Here is a 20,025-nt window from a genome sequence, read left to right as displayed (position 1 = left end):
TAAGAGGATTCAGAATAAAGACTATATTGTAAAAGGAAAAAGCTAACATAGAATAATAATCGTGAAATGTGACTATAGTAGGGGTTTATCGTATGGAAATTAGAGGGGTGAGAATAAGACTAGGGGATGGAGAAACCAAAAATTGAGAAATATCAAGATGTTGTTCCAATGTGGAGATTTCAAAAGAAGTTTGTCAAAATCCTTTAAATAAACTGCTGAAAAAAGTAAACAGCCTTTTTAAAATGACCGACTCACCATTTCACCTTTGGTATTGAAAATTTCGCGTTCCATTTACTTGAGTTGCCCCAACTAAAAAAGCAGCTCCCATTCAAAGGGAACTGCTTCCAAGATATTTAAGGATTCGTCGACCAAAGTCCAGCTGATTTAATAAACGTACGTTTGTTTAATTTAAGCTGGGCTACCATAAACTCTGCGATGTCTTCCGCCTGCATGACAGATTCAGGGTTTCCGTCCGTCAGCTTGTTTTCAATGGCTAGATCCGTTGCAACGGTGCTAGGGGTAAGGGCCGAGACACGAATGTTATGCTTGCGCACTTCCATAGCCAGTGATTCGGTAAGACCGAGCAGACCAAATTTTGAAGCGCTGTAGGCACTGGTGACAGGAGCTCCTTTTTGGCCGGCCGTGGAAGAAACATTAATGATATCGCCTGCTTTTCTTTCCACCATGCCTGGAAGGACAGCGTGTGTTACATAATAAGCACCCAATAGGTTCACTTGAATAATTTTTTCCCAATCCTCAGGGTCAAGCTCCAGAAACCCTCCGAATTTGGCAATTCCGGCATTGTTGATCAAAATATCAATGTGGCCGAGACTTGATTCCAGCTGAGCAACAGCCTTTTTTACTTCTTCATGTGATGATACATCAGCCGCTGCGTAATACGCTTTTACACCTAATGCTTCTGCTTCTTCCGCGGTGCTTTTTACGTGCTCCTCCGTTCGGGCGAGCAGTCCTACATTTACGCCCTCTCTTGCAAGATGCAGGGCTGCGGCACGTCCAATTCCGCGGCCGGCGCCGGTAATGAGTGCGGTTTTGCCTTGTAATGATTCGCTCATGAATGGACCTCCTTAAGTTTTCATTGTGTTAATCATAATTTTTCTCATGGTTTATTTCAAAATATCTGCTTTAACGTGCTGAATCATATCCATGCTTTCTGCGGTATTTCATTCTCATATCCTCATACGCTCCCGAACCAAGAATAACGCCTGAGACAATGAGGATCAGACCGATAAGATGCGAGGCATGTACGGTTTCGTTTAAAATGAGAACGGATCCGGCAAGGGCAAACAGCGTATTCAGGTTCATGAAAATGGCCGATTCAGCCGCACCAACCTGGCTGATCGCAAAGTTATATGTCATATGGCCGATTGCTGTCGCGAAAACTGCGGATAATACAAACGCTGTCCACACTTCCGGGCTTCCGTTCGTAAGCGATGAAAGGCCATCCTTTTCAGTAAGTAAGCCAATTCCAAATAACACAAGCGATCCGAAAAGGAGCATATATCCTGTAAGAAGCCTTGGATCAATCGTTTTGCACATTTTGTTAATGATCACAAAGCTGAATGCCTGTGTGAGGATGGAAAAGAAAATGGATACATCCCCTGCATTAACGGCACTCAGTCCGCCGCCGCCGGCAACCACCGTAAATGAAACACCGGCGAGTCCCAATATAAACCCGCTCAGCCGGATAACGGTCAATCTTTTATTAAGAAAAATGATGGATAAAACGGCAACCAATATCGGTCCCAGACCTAAAATGAGGCCTCCATTCGTCGAACTGGTAAGGGAGAGACCGACTGATAAAAAATAATGATGGGCGACCACATTCAGTAATCCGCAGCCGATAATCAAAGCTGCTTCCCTAAGTGTCGGCAGGCGGAGCAATTTTAAATAGGATAGAATAATGAAAACGCAAATACTGGCTGTGAAAATTCTAAGTGCTGTAATAGTTACTGGGGAGAATGTGCCGACGATAATTTTGAGCAGCGGGACGTTAAAGCCCCAAAGCATCATAATGCCGACAAGGATAAAATAAATGCGTGTGTGTTTCACCGGGTTCCCTTCTTTCAGAAGACTTCAATTATCAGGTTATCACACTGTTTTTTCCATCACAAAGAAGATGTTTTCCAGAAGGGTGATATAATCCAAAAAGGAGGGGATCATTTTGAGACTGAATCATCAACTAGCCCTTATAACAGGGGGATCAAGGGGATTGGGTGCGGCCATCAGTAAAAAGCTTGGCAGGGAAGGCGCTTTTGCAGCCGTCAATTATTTGAACAGTGCAGATGAAGCGGAAGAGGTCGTTCGTGAAATTAAGGCAAATGGAGGCAATGCTGCTGCCATTCAGGCGAATGTCACAAATGAAGAAGACGTTTTCCGTTTTGTACAGGAAGCGGAGAGAGTTTCCGGACTAAGGGTGAGCATTCTCGTCAATAATGCAACGGGTCCGCAGCCGGAGCTTTCGATGGAAGATTTGAATTGGGAGGATTATGAGGATCAGCTGAACTTCTTCGTAAAGGCCCCGTTTTTCCTGATGAAAGCATGTCTTTCTTCTATGAAAGAACAAAAGAAAGGCTCCGTCATTAACATTGGGAGCGAGGTCGTACAGCTGGGAAACGGAAACTTCTCAAGCTATGTAACGGCAAAATCGGCTATGCTCGGAATGACGCGTTCATGGGCAAGCGAATTTGGCGAGTATGGAATTCGGGTAAATCTCCTGAATCCAGGATTTATCCCGGTTGAACGCCATGCTGGGGTATCGGGTGAGGCAATCGATCAATATCGGATGAGCATACCACTGAAACGGATGGGTTTGCCTGAAGATGCAGCCAATACGGTAGCATACCTTGCTTCAGAGGAGTCTTCTTTTATCACTGGCCAGAGCATATCGGTGAACGGCGGGCATACATACGGGATTTGAATCAAGCCAATGTTTCGTAGGGTTAAAAAATATTTCTGTAATTTGATCATGAAAAGGCGGCCGGCAAAGGCCGCCTTCGCTTATTTATGAAATTTCACACGTTCATCAACCGGTTTGAATTCTTTTGGTCCCGGTGCAGAAACAGGCTTTCCAAAAGGCATTTGCGCGATGAGCTTCCAACCGGCAGGAATATGCCATTCCTTTTTCACATCTTCATCAATCAGTGGATTGTAATGCTGAAGGGAAGCTCCGAAGCCCTCCAGTTCAAGTGCTGTCCATACCACAAACTGAAGCATGCCGGATGAATGGTGAGACCAGATTGGGAAATTTTCGCGGTAAAGAGTAAATTGCTGCTGCAGGGATTCAATCACCGCCTCATCTTCAAAGAACAAAACCGTTCCATATCCGCTGCTGAAGCCTTTCATTTTTTCTTCAGTCGGACCGAATGAATCTGCAGGTACAACTTTCCGGAGGGATTCGGATGTAATATTCCACAATTTATCATGCTGTTCCCCTACCAGGACTACCACTCTTGCGCTTTGAGAGTTAAAGGCGGATGGAGTATGTTTAACAGCATGCTCGATTACCTCTCTAATGCGTTCATCCGATACAACCTCCTCCTTGCTGATCGTGTAAAATGAACGTCTTTCTTCAATTGCAGTTGGAAAGTCTTTTTTTACCGAACTGCCTGCATTTTCTTTGCTTCCAAATACACTATCAAAAAATCCCATTGTCGTTTCCTCTTCTCTCAGTAAGTTTTATATAAATAGCCTGCCCTTTTTAAACAGCCAGATGAATCCAATTTCCGGAAGGATCAGCTGCGAGGATCACATCATCCTTAGTGACGGTCTCTGCTCCAAGCTTTTCAAGCCGGCTGGCTGCGTTTTGTCTTTCTTCGGCACTTGGGTAAACGATGGTGAAGGAGCCCATCCTTACGCTGTTTTCAGAAGGCTTGGCGGCACCTGCTCCGTTCCATGTATTCAGTCCAAGATGGTGATGATAGCCGCCAGTTGAGATAAAGAGTGCCTGATTTCCGTATTTCGAGACCACTTCAAACCCAAGGCCTTCCGTGTAAAAGCGTTTTGCATCGTCAAGATTTGAAACATGGAGATGAATGTGGCCCATTACGGTGTCAGCAGGCATGCCGCGCCAATCAGCCAGAGTACTCTCAGACAGGAGATTTTCCGCTTGGAGCGCATGGGTGGCCATTTCAATCTGCCCATCGGTCCAGCGCCAATGATCAGAAGGACGGTCCGCGTAGATTTCGATTCCATTGCCATCCGGATCTGCGAAATAGATGGCTTCACTCACAAGATGATCGGAGGCGCCTTGGATCGGATATTGGGTATGAATCAAATGGTGAAGAAACGATGATAAGTCCTTTCTTGAAGGAAGCAAAATAGCAAAGTGATACAGTCCGGTCCGGCGCGGCTCCTTCTGCATCATATCATTCTGCTGTTGGAGCGTAAGAATCGGATGGACACCATCTGCCGTCAAAGACACCTCTTCCTGTGATTTTTCCAGAACGTTTAAACCGATGATGGATGTATAAAATTCCTCTGCCCTCTTCAAATCGCCAGTCAGAAGAGTTACTGTGCTTACATATGTGTATGGATGCTGCTGAAATTTCATCATGAAACCCTCCTATTAATTACTTAGAGTAAATAAGTTACTTTATGTAAGTAACTATATGATGTCTGTGAATATATGTCAAGTAACTTAGTTGTAAATTGTAACTTTTTTATTTTTTGTAATCATGATATATAATAAAACAACAGGAGTGAGAAAAATGGAGCCATTAAACATTTGCCCAAGGTTCGAACAAGCCATTAACATGCTAGGCAAACGGTGGACAGGCCTAATCATCCATCAGCTTCTCGATGGACCAAAACGATTCAGTGTACTTGAAGCATCGACATCCATCAGCGGAAGAGTCCTATCAGACAGGCTGAAGGATCTTGAACAGAACGGTGTTGTAAAACGCAACATCATCCCTGAATCTCCCGTCCGCATCGAATATTCGCTTACAGATAAAGGCTTAGCACTTGAACCTATATTGAGAGAAATTGAAAACTGGTCGCAAAACTGGATTGAACAGGATTGTGGAGAACAGATTGGCCAATGACCCGATGGGGTGGTTGGCTATTTTTATGGGACGGTATAAACAGGCAAAGCTGGTAGTAGGGGCAACGGGGTTAACTGGAGACGAATGCGGGCCAACTTGAGGCAAATACGGGCCTACTCGGAGCAGATGCGGGCCAACTCGAGCCAAATACGGGCCAAACGACGAATTTCAACAAAATCTGCGCGCTCTCCCAACTCCCCCATACAAAAAAGCGATTCCTTCATCACCGTTACCGGGAAGGGATCGCTTTTTGTGTTTGGATAGTTGTTTTTTCCACTTTTCCTGTTTGGTCATCGTTTTGCGTTCGTGCATGCTGTAGTCGGGAGCAGATCCTCTCAATGCGCTTGGGTCGAACCCGCCGCTGCGAATTTTATGCTCTCTTCGTTTACTGGCTTTGCTTTTCGCCATGTTTTATCACCTCAGAAATAGTATACCATTTTTATCCTGATTGGACTTGATTCTGACGTAACGTCAGGATATATAATGAAGGCATGGGAGGTCATGCCAGTGAATGAAGCCTTATATACGATCGGACAATTTGCAAAAAAGACCGGCGTAACAGTCCGGACACTCCGCTATTATGATCAGCAGGAAATGCTCAAGCCAAGCTTCGTCAGCGAGTCTGGACGGAGGTATTACAAGGATGATGATTTAGTCGTTCTTCAGCAAATTCTTTCGCTTAAGTTCCTGGATTTCAGTCTCCAGCAGATCCGGGAACTGCTTGCTGCAGCTGATGGAGATTTAACATCCTCGCTTAGGATGCAAAAGGAGCTAATGACACAAAAGCAGAATCATTTAAACCGGGTTATTCTCTCTCTGGACCATGCAATAGGAATTCTCGAAACAGAGAAGCGTCCGAACCTGCAGATTCTCTCGTTTGTAATCGACAGCATCCAAAATGAAGAGGAACATATGGATTGGGTAAAAAAGCATTTTCCTGAAAAGTATACAAAACGGGTCGAGAGCATTACAGAGGATGAATGGCTGGATCTGCATAAAAAGACGGCTTTGCTTTTCCAGGAGATGAAGGAAGCGCTGAGGACCCGGAAACCTGAATCTCCGGAGGTTCAGAGTCTTGTCGGTGAATGCCTGGACATGCTTGCTGGAATACTGGGAGAACAGGACATTTTGACGGACATGATTTCTATGGACCTTGATTGGGAGCGGATAGGAGAGAGGGCAGAACAAGACATTTTCTCTGTTTCTCCGTTTACAAGGCAGGAGGAGAAATTAATAGAAAAAGCTTTTGAACATTACTACACTGGGAGGGGAATTCACAGTCATGGCTGAACAAGCAAAAAAAGCAGATAAACAGCAGCTGGATGCCTTTATAAACCTGCTGAAAAAACATAAACCCGCCACCTGGATGATTGTTTCCGTTTTGTTTTTAAGCCTGCTTGAAACAGGAGCCGGTTTGATTGTGCCAATCTTTACAAAGCAACTGGTGGATCAGGCAGGAGCTGCAGCTTTAAGTACAGGGATGATTTTCCTTCTGATTGGTGCATTCGTGCTGCAATCCATTGGAGCGGGGTTTTCCTATTATATGCTGATGTATATTGGGGAAGTTATCGTAAAAGGAATCCGCGAACAGCTGTGGGGACACATTTTAAAGCTCCCTGTTTCTTATTTTGATCAGCATCAGTCCGGGGAAACGATGAGCCGGATTACGCAGGATACGAATACGATCAAAACATTGATTACCAATCATCTTGTTACATTCATATCCGGAATCATTGCCATTGCAGGTTCTGTCATTATCCTCTTTATGCTTGACTGGAAAATGACAGCGATTATGCTTGCCGTCATTCCTCTATCCATGCTTTTGCTATGGCCGATGGGAAGGAAAATGTATAAAATCTCGAAAGCGACACAGGATGGAATGGCTTCTTTCAGCGGTGATCTTGGACGGGTCCTTGGTGAGGTCAGACTCGTGAAGGCCTACAGCGGCGAAAAGATTGAAGAAGAAAAGGGCAGAAGCGGTATTGGCCATTTGTTCAGACTGGGCCTTCGGGAAGCGAAGATTCAGGCGGTGGTTAGTCCGTTCATGACAACGATTATGATGGTCGTTCTTGTCATCCTGATTGGCTATGGAGGGGTGAGGGTAGCGACCGGAAGCTTAACGGCAGGGACATTGGTCGCCATCATTATCTACGTCTTTCAAATTATCGTTCCATTCACCCAGCTTGCTTCGTTTTTTACTGCCTTTCAAAAAGCGATGGGAGCGACAGACCGTATTCATGACTTGCTCAGTCTGAAAACGGAGCAGAATGGACATTCAGAAGCGGACGTGCTGAAAAAAGAGGTGCGCTTTGAGAACATTCATTTCAGCTATTCAGAGGATAAACCAATTTTAACTGATCTTTCGTTTACCATTGCCCCCAGCAAAACGGTGGCCCTCGTCGGACCGAGCGGCGGCGGGAAGACGACCATTTTTTCTCTAATCGAACGCTTTTACAAACCTGTGTCAGGTGCCGTGAAAATCGACGGGCAGGATATCAGCACCCTTGACCTGCGCAGCTGGAGAAAGCAGATTGGCTACGTATCTCAGGACAGTCCGATTATGTCCGGTTCGATCCGGGATAATATTTGCTATGGTCTTGAGCGGGAAATTGCGGATTCAGAAGTGGAGAACGCGGCCCGGCTTGCCAATGCAGCGGAGTTTATCGAAAAAATGCCGGACCGCTATGAAACGGAGGTTGGGGAGCGGGGAGTCAAGCTTTCGGGAGGGCAAAGGCAGCGTATTGCCATCGCAAGAGCCATTTTAAAAAATCCGTCCCTGCTGCTGCTTGATGAAGCAACCTCTAATCTCGACAGCGAATCAGAGGTTCTTGTTCAGCATGCACTGAAAAACCTGATGAAGGGAAGGACGACTTTTGTCATTGCCCACAGATTATCCACAGTTGTTGATGCAGACCAGATTCTTGTATTGGAAAACGGAAGACTGACCGGACAGGGAACACATGAAGAATTATTGAACGCTCACACACTATACAGGAAGCTAGCCGAAAAACAGCTTCAGCTGGAAGCGGCGAATTGATTGAACCAAAAAAGCCCAAGAGAATATTCTTAGGCTTTCCCATTTCTTATGGAAGGACGTTTTCTTTCACTTTCACTTTTTCCTTCGGCTGTTTCCACTTGAAGACCTTGTTAAGCGCGTTGTAAATATGCTTGGATTCCTTCGTGAGCAATGGTCCAAGGATGGCGAGAATGAGCACATAGAGTGCCGAAAATGGCTGCAGTACGGTCATCAGACCGCCTGATAACCCCAGATTGGCCATGATGATGGAGAATTCCCCGCGGGATACAATAGTCAGTCCGATGTTGGCTGAGGCTTTATGGGATAAGCCTGCTCTTCTTCCAGCAATCATGCCTGCAACGAAGTTCCCGATGATTGTAATAGCTACAGCACCGAGTGCAAGCCATACCGCCCCTCCGAGTGTGAATGGATCAATGCTTAATCCAAAGCTGAAAAAGAAGATAGCGCCGAAAAAGTCGCGGAATGGGACGACGAGATGTTCGATTCGTTCACCCTGATTGGTTTCAGAGAAGACCAGACCAAGCAGCAAGGCACCGATTGCTTCGGCAACATGGATCGTTTCTGAAAATCCGGCAATGAAGAACAAAGCCGCAAACACGACGATGATAAAAATTTCATCAGACGAGATGTTGAGTAATTTGTTTAAAAGAGGTGTGGCTTTTCTTGCAATAATAAAGAAAGCCAGCATATAGCCAAGGGCAATCAGAACGGACATGATGGTTCCGCCGATTGACGTGGAGTCTCCCAAAATCAAACCGGAGACAACGGAGAGGTAGACCGCTAAAAAGATGTCCTCGAACATGATGATGCCCAGTATCAGTTCCGTTTCCTTATTCCCGGTACGGCGCAGATCCACGAGCACTTTTGCAACGATGGCACTTGATGAGATGGTGATGATTCCTGCAATAATCAAGACTTCTAATATCGGAAAGCCCATAATCAGCGCGTAGAGGAATCCGAGAGCGAAGTTGATGGAAATATAGATGCTTCCGCCAACTACAATCGATTTACCAGACTTTATGAGTTTTCCGACAGAGAATTCCAGACCGAGGTAGAAGAGAAGGAAAAGAATCCCGATGCGCCCCAGAAAATCAATGAATTCTGCGCTTTCAATGAACCTGAGGTTAATAATGCCAATGACAGGGGCATGAGGACCGACTAGCATTCCAATCACAATCAAAAACGGGATGATGGAGAAATTAAGTTTTCCTGCCAGTATGGCAGCAAATGCTACTAATAACAGTGCAGTTCCTACTTCAAAAATCAAATGATCCATCTATACTTATCCCCCCTTATTTGATAGTAAATCCTTAATAATATTACGCAAATCTTTTCTTTCACCGGAAATCACCAATGTATCCCCAGCTTCAATGATGGCCTCTGGTCCCGGAGTGAGCTGCTTCGATTGGTTCTTTTTGATAATGGCAATAATGGTGATCCCGTAATTGCTGCGGACATCGATATCCCCGATGGACTGGTTGACTGCAGGTGCGCCCGGTTCTACTTTAAACCATTCGATAATGAGATCATTGAACGCCAGCTCAATGTTTTCCATTGCTTTTGGCTTATAGGTCATGCCGCCGAGAATCGCGGCAAGCTGCCTTGCTTCTGCATCATTCATGGTAATGTTGGAGATGCTCTCTTCATGGTCATCATCATCGTAATGGTACATTTCTCTTCTGCCGTCGTCATGGATGATAACCGTGATTTTGTCATTGTTGCGGGTAACCGCCTCGAATTTTCTTCCGATTCCGGGTAAATCGCATTCTCGAATGTTCATAGTATGAACCCCTTCCTTATTCTTCGTTAAGATGGTTTTTGGCCTTGCGCATCAGCTGTTTGAATTTCTCGTCACTTACAATGTCCTGAATATTATGAAGAGATTCAAGATCTGCCTTCGTCATAATCACGAGCCCGTCCTTTTCAATAAATGCAATCCGTTCTCCTTCATGAAGATTCAGCGTTTCACGGATGTGCTTAGGGATGGTAATCTGTCCCTTTGAGCTCAGCTTGGAAAATTCCATGTTCATTCTCCTTGTTTCTTTGTTTTCTAGGAATTGCTTACTTTCCTTACATTCCTTACTTTAATTCTAACAGAAATTTGGAAAAGTATCTAATGATAAACATGAAAAAGACCAAATCACCGGGATTTGGTCTGCATCACTTTTATGATACATGCTCTTTCGGCACATAATTCAATTGTTTTTTCCGAGTAACGGCAGTGAAAATCAAAAGCGTGACGATAATCAGTCCGGACGCATACAAGTAGAGGCTTGATAGCCCAAGATTCGCTGCAAGCATGCCAAGAATGTAAGAGCCAAATGCGATGCCAATATCAAAAAACGTAAAGAAGGTAGATGTCGCATGTCCGCTTCGTGCAGGATGTGCTTTTTGAATGGCCAGCGTCTGGAAGCATGGAACGAGTGAACCGTAGCCGAGTCCGATCAGGGCTCCTGACACAAGCAGCATCCATGATGCGTCCGTAAAGCTAAGCATCAGCATACCTGCGGCAAAGACGATGAAGGACGGAATCATGACAACGGCAGCACCTCTCCGGTCAAAAAGCCGGCCGACGAAAGGTCTCGATAAAAGCATGACAACAGCAAATACGACGAAAAAGTAGCTTGCTGTTCCGGAGAGTCCAATGCTCTTCGCATAAATCGAAATAAAGGAAATGATACCGGAGTAGGAGAAGGCAACTAATCCGCCAATCAAAGCAATCGGTATGACGGATTTTTCAAATAAATCAGAAGCTGTGAATTTTCTAGCCGGAACTTTGATGTGTTCAATTTTTATAAGAAAACTGAAAATCACCCCTGCAGCGGCGATGACAGAAAAAATCATGAACAGAACAGTAAATGTGGTGAACTGAAGCAGGGTCAGAGAAAGAAACGGACCGAAAACGACAGCTAGATTCATGGACATCGCGTGGTAGCCGAGTCCCTCGCCGCGGCGCTCTTTCGGAATAATGTCGGCCGCGATTGCGCCTGTTGCTGTTGTAATCAGGCTGAACGAAATCCCGTGAATGAACCTCAGGATAAGCAGACCTGTAAATTGATCCACCCAAATGTAAACCACTGTCGTAAGCATGAATAAAATCATGCCAATGACGAGACACAGTTTTTTTCCAAACCTTTCAAGCACCTTTCCCCAAACCGGACGGACAAGAATGGCGGAAAGCATGAAAACCGTAATGACTAGACCGGCTTCCGCATTTGTTTTATTTAAATCTTCAAGTACATAAATAGGAAGGGCGGTAAGCAAGGCATAGAAAGTTAAGAAGATGAAGAAGTTGATCAGGAAGTTGCTGATGAAACTCTTCGTCCAGATCGGAGCCTTTGGTGCAGTTGATGACATGTTGAACCTCCTTTGATGATTCTATTCTATAGAAGAAACTGGCGTTTTCCTAATAGAGAGACTTGCAGACTTTAGTTCCAGCCGCCGATTTTTTGAAGCAAAGCAGTAAGGGTGCGGCGCTCATTCTCATTTAACTCTTTGAGCATCTCCTCTTCAAAGGCAGCAATCGATTGTTTGATGTCTTCAAGCTTTTCAATAGCGAAAGGAGTTAAACTGACGATTTTCTCCCGTTTGTCTGAACCGGGTTCCCGTACAATCCATCCGCTTTCTTCTAATCTTGCAATCGTCCTGGTAACCGTAGGGGCTTCAACATTCAAATAACGCCAGATTTCGGTCTGTGACATCGGACCAAACCGGACTAAACAATATAAAATAGACCATTGAGAACTGAATATTCCATGGTCCTGAAGCCGGGCATTCGATTCCTTCGTTAAGTAACGGACGATTTGATGCAGATTATGGATAATGTTACTAGAATCCTCCATTTTTTCACCTCTATTATTTACCTAAGTAAACATTTTATCTTGAAATTGGACGGAAATCAACCAAATTAGACGAATAAGTGTGTAATTGTGAAGAATGTTGCCCCTCTATTGGCGAGAAGTGGATAGATTGCCTATGAAACTCTTAACGGGGAAGTTTTATCCTTTGAATCCATATTTTATTTCTGTTAGGGTTGTTTAAGAGCAAACATAAAGGGAGGAAACATATATGAAAGCCAAAGGTCTAGTATTATCCTCAAGCATTGTAATCGGAGCTCTATCATTTGCTGGGCAGGCGAGCGCAGCAAGTGCTGAAAGCTATAAGGTCCAACAAGGTGATTCTTTTTATAAAATTGGACAGGAGTACGGTGTCTCCATCGATGCATTGAAGGAAGCAAACAGCCGTACCGATAATATGATTTTCACAGGTGAAACCCTTCAAGTTCCTGTAGCCGGCGCAGAAGATGTGAAAGGCGCTGAGCAAGCAGTTTCTGATGAAGATAAAGAATTACTTGCCCGCCTCGTAGAAGCAGAGGCAAAGGGTGAGTCCTACGAAGGAAAAGTTGCGGTTGCGACGGTCATCATGAACCGTGTCGCAAGCGATGAATTCCCTGATACAGTTAAAGATGTTATTTATGAAGAAGGCCAATTCTCACCAGTCGATAACGGAACGATTAATAATCCTGCAAGCCAGGAATCCAAAGATGCAGTAAACGAAGCCATTTCATACTCAAGCATCAGCAAAGGTGCGCTGTATTTCTATAATCCGGACAAAGCAAGCTCAAGCTTCCTTGACGGAAAAGATGTAACAACGGAAATCGGCAACCATGTATTTGCGAAATAATGTGGCTTAACCAAAAAGGAGCGGATCCTCGGGGATCCGCTCCTTTTTTCTCTGCATTAAACCGGAACTGAATTGATCAGAACAAGCACTGCTCCGGCTAATGCCCCAATTCCAATGCCATAAAGCAGCCAGGCCATTCGCTTATTGCCTCTTGGTGCATTTTTCATTCGAACAACGGTCACGAGCCGAAAGGTCATCAATAGAAATGCTGCAACAGCAAATAAAATAATTCCGTTCACCTTCTATGTCCTCCCCGCTGACATTCTGCATGTAAACTATGTACCCGTATTATAAGCTTTTCAAAAACAATTTTTATTTGAAAATTTATCCATAACCCGCAGAATCTGAATCAGGTAAGATAAGAAACCGGAAAACTATGATTTACCAGAAGATTTTTCACATATGCGGTTTTGTTTTCGTTACAATAGTAGAAGAATAAAGATTGTTAGGTGGACGACTATGGAACCATCCAGGAAAATTGCATTTAGAATTGCCATCATCTATTTAATTATAGGCGTTTTGTGGATCTTTGCAACGGACTATGCATCACTGCTGATCGCAAAGCAGGATTTGAAATTATATAATTTTTTTCAGCATTATAAAGGCTGGATTTTCATTTTGGCGACTAGCGCAGGCCTGTATCTTCTTGTTTACAGCCGGACAAAGCGCATCCTGCATTCGAAGGAAAAACTAGAGCAAAAAGAAAAAGAGCTTGAAAGAAGCAACGAACACTATCGCTCTCTTTTTCATCATAATCCGGACGGAGTTTTTGAAGCGGATAGTCAGGGGAAACTTATGGCTCTTAATCCGGAAGGCGAATTGATTATCGGATATAAAGAATCTTATATTAAAGGCAGAGACGCACTTGAATTTGTCATTCCTTCTGAATGGGAGATGGCAACCGCCCTGTTTAGAAAAGTGATAGCCGGGCACCCGCAAAAATTTGAGCTCACCGTCCGCAACCGCCTGAAGCAGAAACGGATTTTGCGCTGTTCCCTACTGCCGATCGTAGTAGACGGAGAAATCCAAGGCGTATTCGGAATTGGCCGTGATATTACGGAATTTAAGGCGAATGAAGAGCTGATGATTACAACGGAAAAGATGTCCATCATCGGCGAGCTTGCAGCTTCCGTCGCCCATGAAATCCGCAACCCGCTCACTTCACTAAAAGGATTTGTCCAGCTTATGTCGTCTACAAGAAAGTTGGACGATCAGCATCTGGACATCATGATGTCGGAAATCGACCGGATCAATTTGATTTCCGGAGAAATGCTTGCTCTCGGGAAAAGGCAGGATGTGGTTTTCCGAAAAGAAAATCTCCTTTCCATCATGAGCCACGTCATGGTGCTTATTGAAGGTGAGGCGAATATGAAGAATGTGATGATCCAGCTTGAGGATGAGAGCATGGATATGATGCACATCTATTGTGATCAAAATCAGCTCAAGCAGGTTTTCCTGAATTTGCTTAAAAATGCAATTGAAGCGATTGATGATAGCGGTTTGATTAAAATAAAGCTGTCTTCAAACGGGGCAGCAGCGATGGTCCGCATTGAAGATGACGGAGCAGGAATGGAGGAAGAACGGCTCGCCAAATTAGGAGAACCTTTTTACTCTACCAAAGAAAAAGGAACCGGTCTTGGTCTTGCTGTCTGCTTCAGCATTGTTAAACGTCATAAGGGCTCCATCCGTTTTGCCAGTACGGTAGGCAAAGGAACAACTGTTGAGGTTGAAGTGCCGCTTGCAAAATAAAAAGAGCTGTCTCCATAGGGAGCAGCCCTTTTTAAGTTTAAGCAATTACCTTTAAACCAATGGTAGATCCTAATATTAATGCAATGAATAAAATCCTTTTCCATTCCTTTGATTCTCCATACAGAATCATGCCCAGCAGCGCACCGCCTGCTGCGCCAATTCCTGTCCAGATGGCATAAGCCGTCCCCATCGGCAGGGACTGCATGGCAATGGAAAGCAGGCTGAAGCTTGCTGTGAAGGAGGCAGCGAGCAAGAGAATATTCCGGAAACTCCTGTTCCTTGCAACCCTGTTCAGCAGGACAACGCCAAGCATTTCAAATAAGCCGGCAGCAACAATTACAATCCATGCCATTACCCTGTCTCTCCTTCCGGATCTTCGGTGACCATTTTAAGGCCGATCACACCTGCAAGCAGTATACCAATCAGAAGAAGCTTAACCGGATCAACCGGCTGTGCGAAGAAGAGGATATCCGCTAAAATCGTCCCGGCTGAACCGAGACCGACAAATACCGCATACACCGTTCCGACGGGAAGCTTCGAGCTTGCAACAATCATAACAGTAAAACTGACTGTGATCGCGATGATGGTAGCAATCCACGTGAGCAAATCGTATGCATGCTTTAATCCAATAACCCAGCCTACTTCAAAAACAGAGGCGAGTATCACATAAATCCAATACCGGTTCATTTTAATCCCTCCAATGCAATCCCATTCCAGAAGATGTTCCAGGCGGCGTCCAGTCTTTTAATCTGTCTTTCTTTTCCTCCATATAGCATTTCAACAAACACGCTGTCCAGTACACCTAAAAAAGCAATAGCAGCCTGCTCCGGGTTTGCACGGATTTCTGCCTGTGCAAAGAGTGCAGTCAGCGCCTCCTCCAATGTATCGAGATGCCGGTATACCTGTACCATTACAGAATCATATAGATGGCCCGGCGGGAAAAAGGAGATCCGCAGCCAAAAACGGGTTTCTGGATTCTGCTCGTATTTTTCCATATAATCAGCCAGAAATTGATAAAGTGTTTCTTTCAGATTCGATTCACTGCCATGTTTTATATTAGACAGTGCCCGATTCAGTTCATTTTGAAAAACCTCTTCAGCAGCTTTAAGGAAAAGCTCATCCTTGCTTTTAAAATGCGAATAGATGGATTGCTTCTTTATACCGGCTTCATCCGCTATAAGCGATAGGGAAGCCCCTTCGTAGCCATGCCGAGAAAAAATCATCAGGGCTTTTTGCTTTAATTCGTCCGCTGTCATATTATCCACTCCCTTACGACCGTTCGTAAGCCATCGTAGCACAGGCAGTATTTCCAGTCAAATCTAAAAGGAGAGACATGGCTTTTCCACCTGAATAATGCTATTATTTACAATGTTCGTTCTCAAAAAAATAACGATTAGAAAAGGTGTTGAAGGAATGTCACAGGAAACTTCATTTATACAAGCATTCCAGCCGTTTATCCAGGAGGCATGGAAGCAGTCCGAATTTCCAGCTCCCACATCCGTACAAGCCCAATCGGTTCAGCCGATTATGGAAAATAAAGATGTTTTAGCAAAATCACCGACAGGAAGCGGAAAAACGCTTGCTTACCTGCTCCCGGTTCTCGAAAAATTGAATGCAGAGGGCAAGCAGCCCCAAGCGATTATTCTAGCCTCATCCCATGAGCTTGTTATGCAAATTCATTCCGTTATTCAGGAATGGATCAAAGGAAGCGAGCTAAGAACCGCATCCTTTATCGGAGGAGCCAATCCGAAGCGCCAGCTCGAAAAGCTAAAAAAGAACCCTCACATTATCAGCGGAACGCCAGGAAAGGTTCTTGAGCTGATTAAAATGAAAAAGCTTAAGATGCATGAAGTCAAAACGGTCGTTCTTGATGAAGGGGATCAGCTTCTTGTACCTGAGCACATGAAAACGATCGGCGAAGTCATCAAAAGCACCCAGCGCGACCGACAGCTGCTTCTATACTCTGCGACCCTGTCTCCAAAAACAGAAGAAATGGCCGCCGAGATGATGAATGAGCCGGTCAAAATCAGTGTAGACCGCGAGCAGGCAATCAAATCCGAAGTACGCCATCTCTACATTGTCAGCGAACAGCGCGACAAGCTGAAGGCATTGGAAAAAATCATGAGAGCCGCGCCTGTCAAAACGCTCGCATTCATGAAAGACATCGGAAGTGTCAACGTAGCTGCCGAAAAGCTCGCATATGACCGGATGCCCGTCAGCATCCTCCACAGCGAAAGCGGCAAAACCGACCGGGAAGCAGCACTGAGGAAATTCCGCAAAGGCGACACGCCTTTGCTTATCGCAACAGATGTGGCAGCAAGAGGCCTGGACATCCAAGACCTTGAGCAGGTTGTCCACCTGGACTTCCCGGAAGACATCGACCAATTCGTTCACCGTTCCGGCCGAACAGGCAGACTTGGTTCCAAGACAAACGGAAACGTCATCTCACTCGTAACCGAACGCGAAGAACGCGAATTGAAGCAATATGCTAAAAAGCTCGGCATCGAACTTGAACGCAACGTATTGTTTGGCGGGAATATTTTAACGGAAGAAGAACGGCTGCGGAATGGAAGAAAGAGATAATCATGGAGGACCCTCGCTTTGGCGGGGTTCTTTTTTGTTTTGGTGGGGGGGGGGCGGTGGCGTGCGGGTGTCTGACCCGCACTCTGATAAAGGATTAAAGCTCCGGTACCTGGTCCGATGAACGGTTGGGGCGCAAGGAATTGAGGAGAGCTGCCTCTGTCCCCCGCTGCGGTGAAGAATAAGGGGACTGGCACGGTGCCAGTCCCGCGGTTCTGCATCAGACGAAAGCTCCGGCACCGCCTCTGCAAACGGCTGGGGCGCAAAGGATCGAGGACCGCAGCCTGCGTCCCCTGCTGCTTTAAAGCAGAGCGGGTCAGGCGCGGATAAGCTATCTATTTATGCTCGCTATATTTGCCTTGCACTGACCCCCGTTCTGCTAAAGTATTAAACCTCCGTCCCCGTTGCTTTTCAAGTCAACTGGGATAAGGGGGGGCGTGCTCTTTGCTTGTTCCCCCATTGCGTTACTATATGGAGGGTCAGTGCAATGCACTGACCCCCGTTCCACTATAGCACTAAACCTCCGTCCCCCCTTATCAAGGGCATTGCCAGGCAAGGGTTTGTCCGCTCTTTGCTCATTCCCCCATCGCGGTGCAGTACTGGGGGTCAGTGCAAAGACATGCCATCCCCCGATTCCTTGCACCCGCCCTAATTTCTGATAAACTGTAAGAAGGCTATTTTCGCACGGATTTCTGCGATTTATATAAAGCAGGCAGGTTTTCCCTGCCTTGAAAGGATGTTGACATGAGTAAGACGGTTGTTTTGGCTGAGAAGCCATCAGTAGCAAGGGATATTGCACGCGTTCTGAAGGCGGAACGGAAGGGAAATGGTTTTTTGGAGGGCGGCCAGTATATTGTGACGTGGGCGCTCGGACATTTAGTGACGCTTGCCGATCCGGAGGCGTATGACCAGAAGTATAAGTCTTGGGATTTGAATGAGCTTCCGATTATGCCGGATCATTTAAAGCTGACGGTTATTAAACAGAGCAGCAAGCAGTTTCATGCGGTGAAGGCTCTTTTGACACGCGGAGATGTGAAGGAAATTGTGATTGCAACGGATGCCGGGCGCGAAGGCGAGCTTGTTGCGCGCTGGATACTTGAGAAGGCGAAGGTCAATAAGCCGTTGAAGCGTTTGTGGATTTCATCCGTTACTGATCAGGCGATTCGCCAGGGATTTAAGAATCTGAAGGATGGCAAGGAGTATGAGTTCCTTTACCATTCAGCTGTTGCCCGTTCGGAGGCCGATTGGTATGTCGGTATTAATGCTACGCGTGCGCTGACGACGAAATTCAATGCACAGCTTTCCTGCGGCCGGGTTCAGACACCGACACTTGCGATGATTGCAAAGCGGGAAGAGGAAATCAGCCAATTTAAGCCGAAACCATTTTATGGCCTTTCCGCTTCGACAAAGGATGGTCTTAAGCTGACTTGGAGAAACGGAAAAACTAATGAAACAAGAATGTTCGATTCAGAGCAGGCCGGCAATCTTCTGAAAAAGCTTCAAAATGAAGACGGTGTAATCAAGGAAGTTAAAAGAACGAAAAAGAAGAGCTTTGCACCGGCATTGTATGATTTAACCGAACTGCAGCGGGAGGCTTATAAACGTTTTGAGTACTCAGCAAAGCAGACGCTATCGATTATGCAAAAGCTTTATGAACAGCATAAGGCGGTCACATACCCCCGTACGGATTCCAGGTATTTGACCTCGGATATGGCAAGCACGCTGAAGGAACGCGTGAAAGCTGTTGAGGTTAAACCCTATGCTCCTTATGCGGCGGCTATATTGAGAAAAGGGATTAAGGTGAGTAAAGCGTTTGTTGATGATACGAAGGTATCCGATCACCATGCGATTATTCCAACCGAGGAAACACCGCTTCAATCCTCGCTGACGAGCCAGGAACGAAACATTTATGATTTGATTGTCAGACGGTTTTTAGCAGTTTTATCAGATCCTTACGAATACGAACAAACGTCCATTACCGCTGTTATTGGCGGTGAGGAATTTACGGCGAGGGGCAACCGTGTTCTATCCTTGGGATGGAAGGAAGCAGCCGGAAAAGACCCGGATGAAGAGTCTGCTTCAGATGTGCCGCTTGTCAAAGAGGGAGACCGGATTGACCCGGTCATTTCTCAAACTTCAGGAGAAACGAAGCCTCCGGAACGGTTCAATGAAGGTACACTTCTGTCGGCCATGGAAAACCCGGCGAAATTTATGGCTGGTGAAGACAAAGACCTGATTAAAACGATTGGTGAGACAGGCGGGCTGGGTACGGTGGCGACCCGTGCTGATATTATCGAAAAGCTGTTCAGTTCTTTCGTCATTGAAAAGCGCGGCAAGGATCTGGCGGTTACATCGAAGGGCAAGCAGCTTCTCGGACTCGTTCCGGAAGAATTGAAGTCTCCGGTTCTGACGGCTGAGTGGGAACAGAAGCTCGCAGCCATCGCCAAGGGCAAGCTTCCTAAGGATACATTCATTTTAGAAATGAAAACATACGCAGGCCAGGTTGTTTCGGATATAAAAAACAGCGAGCAAAAGTTTAAGCATGATAACGTAACGGGAACTAAATGCCCGGATTGCGGCAAGCTGATGCTTGAAGTGAAGGGCAAAAAAGGCAAAATGCTTGTATGTCAGGACCGTGAGTGCGGAAACAGGAAAAACATTTCCAAGACGACAAATGCCCGCTGCCCGAAATGCCACAAACGCCTTGAACTCCGCGGTGAAGGGGAAGGACAGATGTTTACGTGTTCATGCGGACACCGTGAAAAACTCTCTGCCTTCAATGAGCGCAAAGGCAAAGAGAAGAATCAGAAGGTATCCAAAAAAGAAGTGGCGAATTATATGAAAAAGCAGGATGATGATTTTTCCAACAATGCTTTAGCGGATGCACTGGCAAAGCTGAAGCTCAAATAAAAT

General features: G+C 45.5%; 22 protein-coding genes. 8 read left to right on the top strand and 14 right to left on the bottom strand.

Annotated features, from left to right (window positions below):
- Positions 1–353 precede the first annotated feature (353 nt).
- Together AS29_RS12705 and AS29_RS12700 are read right to left on the bottom strand one after the other, a co-directional pair.
- Positions 354–1,073, bottom strand: coding sequence for a 3-ketoacyl-ACP reductase (locus tag AS29_RS12705; RefSeq protein ID WP_035407372.1), 720 nt, complete (start codon positions 1,071–1,073; stop codon positions 354–356).
- 70 nt (positions 1,074–1,143) lie between these two features.
- Entirely contained in the window at positions 1,144–2,070 is a 927-nt protein-coding gene (locus tag AS29_RS12700; protein ID WP_035407370.1) for a DMT family transporter, read from the bottom strand.
- Between the two features lie 112 nt (positions 2,071–2,182).
- Here AS29_RS12700 and AS29_RS12695 point away from each other — a divergent pair, with 112 nt between their 5' ends.
- Positions 2,183–2,938, top strand: a complete 756-nt coding sequence (locus AS29_RS12695) for an SDR family oxidoreductase (protein ID WP_231889939.1) — start codon at positions 2,183–2,185, stop codon at positions 2,936–2,938.
- An 80-nt stretch (positions 2,939–3,018) separates the two neighbouring features.
- Here the strand turns inward: AS29_RS12695 and AS29_RS12690 are convergent, their stop codons facing one another.
- Together AS29_RS12690 and AS29_RS12685 are read right to left on the bottom strand one after the other, a co-directional pair.
- Complete coding sequence (locus AS29_RS12690; protein WP_051860664.1) at positions 3,019–3,669, bottom strand: nitroreductase family protein; 651 nt, start codon at positions 3,667–3,669, stop codon at positions 3,019–3,021.
- Between the two features lie 49 nt (positions 3,670–3,718).
- The gene (locus tag AS29_RS12685) at positions 3,719–4,570 is read right to left on the bottom strand and encodes a VOC family protein (protein WP_035407366.1); all 852 of its coding nucleotides are present in this window, start codon (positions 4,568–4,570) and stop codon (positions 3,719–3,721) included.
- Positions 4,571–4,727: 157 nt separating this feature from the next.
- Here AS29_RS12685 and AS29_RS12680 point away from each other — a divergent pair, with 157 nt between their 5' ends.
- On the top strand, positions 4,728–5,063 hold the full coding sequence (locus AS29_RS12680; protein ID WP_035407364.1) for a winged helix-turn-helix transcriptional regulator: 336 nt from the start codon (positions 4,728–4,730) through the stop codon (positions 5,061–5,063).
- 168 nt (positions 5,064–5,231) lie between these two features.
- Here AS29_RS12680 and AS29_RS12675 read toward each other — a convergent pair whose 3' ends face one another.
- Positions 5,232–5,471: a hypothetical protein gene (locus AS29_RS12675; protein WP_035407361.1), complete on the bottom strand. Its 240-nt coding sequence runs from the start codon at positions 5,469–5,471 to the stop codon at positions 5,232–5,234.
- 99 nt (positions 5,472–5,570) lie between these two features.
- Here AS29_RS12675 and AS29_RS12670 point away from each other — a divergent pair, with 99 nt between their 5' ends.
- Together AS29_RS12670 and AS29_RS12665 are read left to right on the top strand one after the other, a co-directional pair.
- Positions 5,571–6,353: a MerR family transcriptional regulator gene (locus tag AS29_RS12670; RefSeq protein WP_035407358.1), complete on the top strand. Its 783-nt coding sequence runs from the start codon at positions 5,571–5,573 to the stop codon at positions 6,351–6,353.
- Complete coding sequence (locus AS29_RS12665; RefSeq protein WP_051860663.1) at positions 6,346–8,100, top strand: ABC transporter ATP-binding protein; 1,755 nt, start codon at positions 6,346–6,348, stop codon at positions 8,098–8,100. The genes AS29_RS12670 and AS29_RS12665 overlap by 8 nt, the downstream gene beginning before the upstream one ends.
- 46 nt (positions 8,101–8,146) lie before the next feature.
- On the opposite strand, the gene AS29_RS12660 is transcribed toward AS29_RS12665, so the two are convergent.
- From AS29_RS12660 to AS29_RS12640, 5 genes are all read right to left on the bottom strand, one after another.
- Positions 8,147–9,376 carry a cation:proton antiporter gene (locus AS29_RS12660; RefSeq protein WP_035407356.1) on the bottom strand — a complete coding sequence of 410 codons (1,230 nt, stop codon included), beginning with the start codon at positions 9,374–9,376 and terminating at the stop codon, positions 8,147–8,149.
- A 6-nt stretch (positions 9,377–9,382) separates the two neighbouring features.
- Positions 9,383–9,880 carry a cation:proton antiporter regulatory subunit gene (locus AS29_RS12655; RefSeq protein WP_035407353.1) on the bottom strand — a complete coding sequence of 166 codons (498 nt, stop codon included), beginning with the start codon at positions 9,878–9,880 and terminating at the stop codon, positions 9,383–9,385.
- Positions 9,881–9,896: 16 nt separating this feature from the next.
- Entirely contained in the window at positions 9,897–10,124 is a 228-nt protein-coding gene (locus tag AS29_RS12650; RefSeq protein WP_035407349.1) for an AbrB/MazE/SpoVT family DNA-binding domain-containing protein, read from the bottom strand.
- Positions 10,125–10,266: 142 nt separating this feature from the next.
- Positions 10,267–11,457: an MFS transporter gene (locus AS29_RS12645; protein ID WP_035407346.1), complete on the bottom strand. Its 1,191-nt coding sequence runs from the start codon at positions 11,455–11,457 to the stop codon at positions 10,267–10,269.
- Positions 11,458–11,528: 71 nt separating this feature from the next.
- Positions 11,529–11,942: a MarR family winged helix-turn-helix transcriptional regulator gene (locus tag AS29_RS12640; protein ID WP_035407342.1), complete on the bottom strand. Its 414-nt coding sequence runs from the start codon at positions 11,940–11,942 to the stop codon at positions 11,529–11,531.
- A 226-nt stretch (positions 11,943–12,168) separates the two neighbouring features.
- Between AS29_RS12640 and AS29_RS12635 the strand changes: the two genes are divergently transcribed.
- Entirely contained in the window at positions 12,169–12,783 is a 615-nt protein-coding gene (locus tag AS29_RS12635; RefSeq protein ID WP_051860662.1) for a cell wall hydrolase, read from the top strand.
- 56 nt (positions 12,784–12,839) lie between these two features.
- On the opposite strand, the gene AS29_RS12630 is transcribed toward AS29_RS12635, so the two are convergent.
- Positions 12,840–13,022, bottom strand: coding sequence for a hypothetical protein (locus AS29_RS12630; RefSeq protein ID WP_035407339.1), 183 nt, complete (start codon positions 13,020–13,022; stop codon positions 12,840–12,842).
- A gap of 220 nt (positions 13,023–13,242) precedes the next feature.
- On the opposite strand from AS29_RS12630, the gene AS29_RS12625 reads away from it, so the two are divergent.
- Positions 13,243–14,532 (top strand): ATP-binding protein, encoded by a 1,290-nt coding sequence (locus tag AS29_RS12625; RefSeq protein ID WP_035407336.1) that lies wholly within the window; start codon positions 13,243–13,245, stop codon positions 14,530–14,532.
- A gap of 37 nt (positions 14,533–14,569) precedes the next feature.
- Here the strand turns inward: AS29_RS12625 and AS29_RS12620 are convergent, their stop codons facing one another.
- The 3 genes from AS29_RS12620 to AS29_RS12610 are packed head-to-tail and all read right to left on the bottom strand — an operon-like array spanning position 14,570 to position 15,788.
- Positions 14,570–14,884: a DMT family transporter gene (locus AS29_RS12620; protein WP_035407333.1), complete on the bottom strand. Its 315-nt coding sequence runs from the start codon at positions 14,882–14,884 to the stop codon at positions 14,570–14,572.
- A complete protein-coding gene (locus tag AS29_RS12615) occupies positions 14,884–15,219 on the bottom strand; it encodes a DMT family transporter (protein WP_035407328.1) in 336 nt (111 codons plus the stop codon). The genes AS29_RS12620 and AS29_RS12615 overlap by 1 nt, the downstream gene beginning before the upstream one ends.
- A complete protein-coding gene (locus AS29_RS12610) occupies positions 15,216–15,788 on the bottom strand; it encodes a TetR/AcrR family transcriptional regulator (protein WP_035407325.1) in 573 nt (190 codons plus the stop codon). Before AS29_RS12610 ends, AS29_RS12615 begins: the two co-directional genes overlap by 4 nt.
- A 157-nt stretch (positions 15,789–15,945) precedes the next feature.
- Between AS29_RS12610 and AS29_RS12605 the strand changes: the two genes are divergently transcribed.
- Together AS29_RS12605 and AS29_RS12595 are read left to right on the top strand one after the other, a co-directional pair.
- On the top strand, positions 15,946–17,115 hold the full coding sequence (locus AS29_RS12605; RefSeq protein WP_035407801.1) for a DEAD/DEAH box helicase: 1,170 nt from the start codon (positions 15,946–15,948) through the stop codon (positions 17,113–17,115).
- 741 nt (positions 17,116–17,856) lie between these two features.
- Positions 17,857–20,022: a DNA topoisomerase III gene (locus AS29_RS12595; RefSeq protein ID WP_035407321.1), complete on the top strand. Its 2,166-nt coding sequence runs from the start codon at positions 17,857–17,859 to the stop codon at positions 20,020–20,022.
- Positions 20,023–20,025 lie beyond the last annotated feature (3 nt).

It is taken from the genome of Bacillus sp. SJS, assembly GCF_000732485.2.
Classification (GTDB): domain Bacteria; phylum Bacillota; class Bacilli; order Bacillales; family Bacillaceae; genus Metabacillus_B; species Metabacillus_B sediminis.
This window is presented reverse-complemented; position numbering and strand designations above follow the sequence as displayed.

Excerpts from the sequence above, each read along its gene's own strand:
- AS29_RS12705 (WP_035407372.1), bottom strand. The coding sequence starts at position 1,073 with ATGAGCGAATCATTACAAGGCAAAACCGCACTCATTACCGGCGCCGGC.
- AS29_RS12690 (WP_051860664.1), bottom strand. The coding sequence starts at position 3,669 with ATGGGATTTTTTGATAGTGTATTTGGAAGCAAAGAAAATGCAGGCAGT.
- AS29_RS12685 (WP_035407366.1), bottom strand. The coding sequence starts at position 4,570 with ATGAAATTTCAGCAGCATCCATACACATATGTAAGCACAGTAACTCTT.
- AS29_RS12680 (WP_035407364.1), top strand. The coding sequence starts at position 4,728 with ATGGAGCCATTAAACATTTGCCCAAGGTTCGAACAAGCCATTAACATG.
- AS29_RS12675 (WP_035407361.1), bottom strand. The coding sequence starts at position 5,471 with ATGGCGAAAAGCAAAGCCAGTAAACGAAGAGAGCATAAAATTCGCAGC.
- AS29_RS12665 (WP_051860663.1), top strand. The coding sequence starts at position 6,346 with ATGGCTGAACAAGCAAAAAAAGCAGATAAACAGCAGCTGGATGCCTTT.
- AS29_RS12660 (WP_035407356.1), bottom strand. The coding sequence starts at position 9,376 with ATGGATCATTTGATTTTTGAAGTAGGAACTGCACTGTTATTAGTAGCA.
- AS29_RS12655 (WP_035407353.1), bottom strand. The coding sequence starts at position 9,880 with ATGAACATTCGAGAATGCGATTTACCCGGAATCGGAAGAAAATTCGAG.
- AS29_RS12650 (WP_035407349.1), bottom strand. The coding sequence starts at position 10,124 with ATGGAATTTTCCAAGCTGAGCTCAAAGGGACAGATTACCATCCCTAAG.
- AS29_RS12645 (WP_035407346.1), bottom strand. The coding sequence starts at position 11,457 with ATGTCATCAACTGCACCAAAGGCTCCGATCTGGACGAAGAGTTTCATC.
- AS29_RS12640 (WP_035407342.1), bottom strand. The coding sequence starts at position 11,942 with ATGGAGGATTCTAGTAACATTATCCATAATCTGCATCAAATCGTCCGT.
- AS29_RS12635 (WP_051860662.1), top strand. The coding sequence starts at position 12,169 with ATGAAAGCCAAAGGTCTAGTATTATCCTCAAGCATTGTAATCGGAGCT.
- AS29_RS12625 (WP_035407336.1), top strand. The coding sequence starts at position 13,243 with ATGGAACCATCCAGGAAAATTGCATTTAGAATTGCCATCATCTATTTA.
- AS29_RS12620 (WP_035407333.1), bottom strand. The coding sequence starts at position 14,884 with ATGGCATGGATTGTAATTGTTGCTGCCGGCTTATTTGAAATGCTTGGC.
- AS29_RS12615 (WP_035407328.1), bottom strand. The coding sequence starts at position 15,219 with ATGAACCGGTATTGGATTTATGTGATACTCGCCTCTGTTTTTGAAGTA.
- AS29_RS12610 (WP_035407325.1), bottom strand. The coding sequence starts at position 15,788 with ATGACAGCGGACGAATTAAAGCAAAAAGCCCTGATGATTTTTTCTCGG.
- AS29_RS12605 (WP_035407801.1), top strand. The coding sequence starts at position 15,946 with ATGTCACAGGAAACTTCATTTATACAAGCATTCCAGCCGTTTATCCAG.
- AS29_RS12595 (WP_035407321.1), top strand. The coding sequence starts at position 17,857 with ATGAGTAAGACGGTTGTTTTGGCTGAGAAGCCATCAGTAGCAAGGGAT.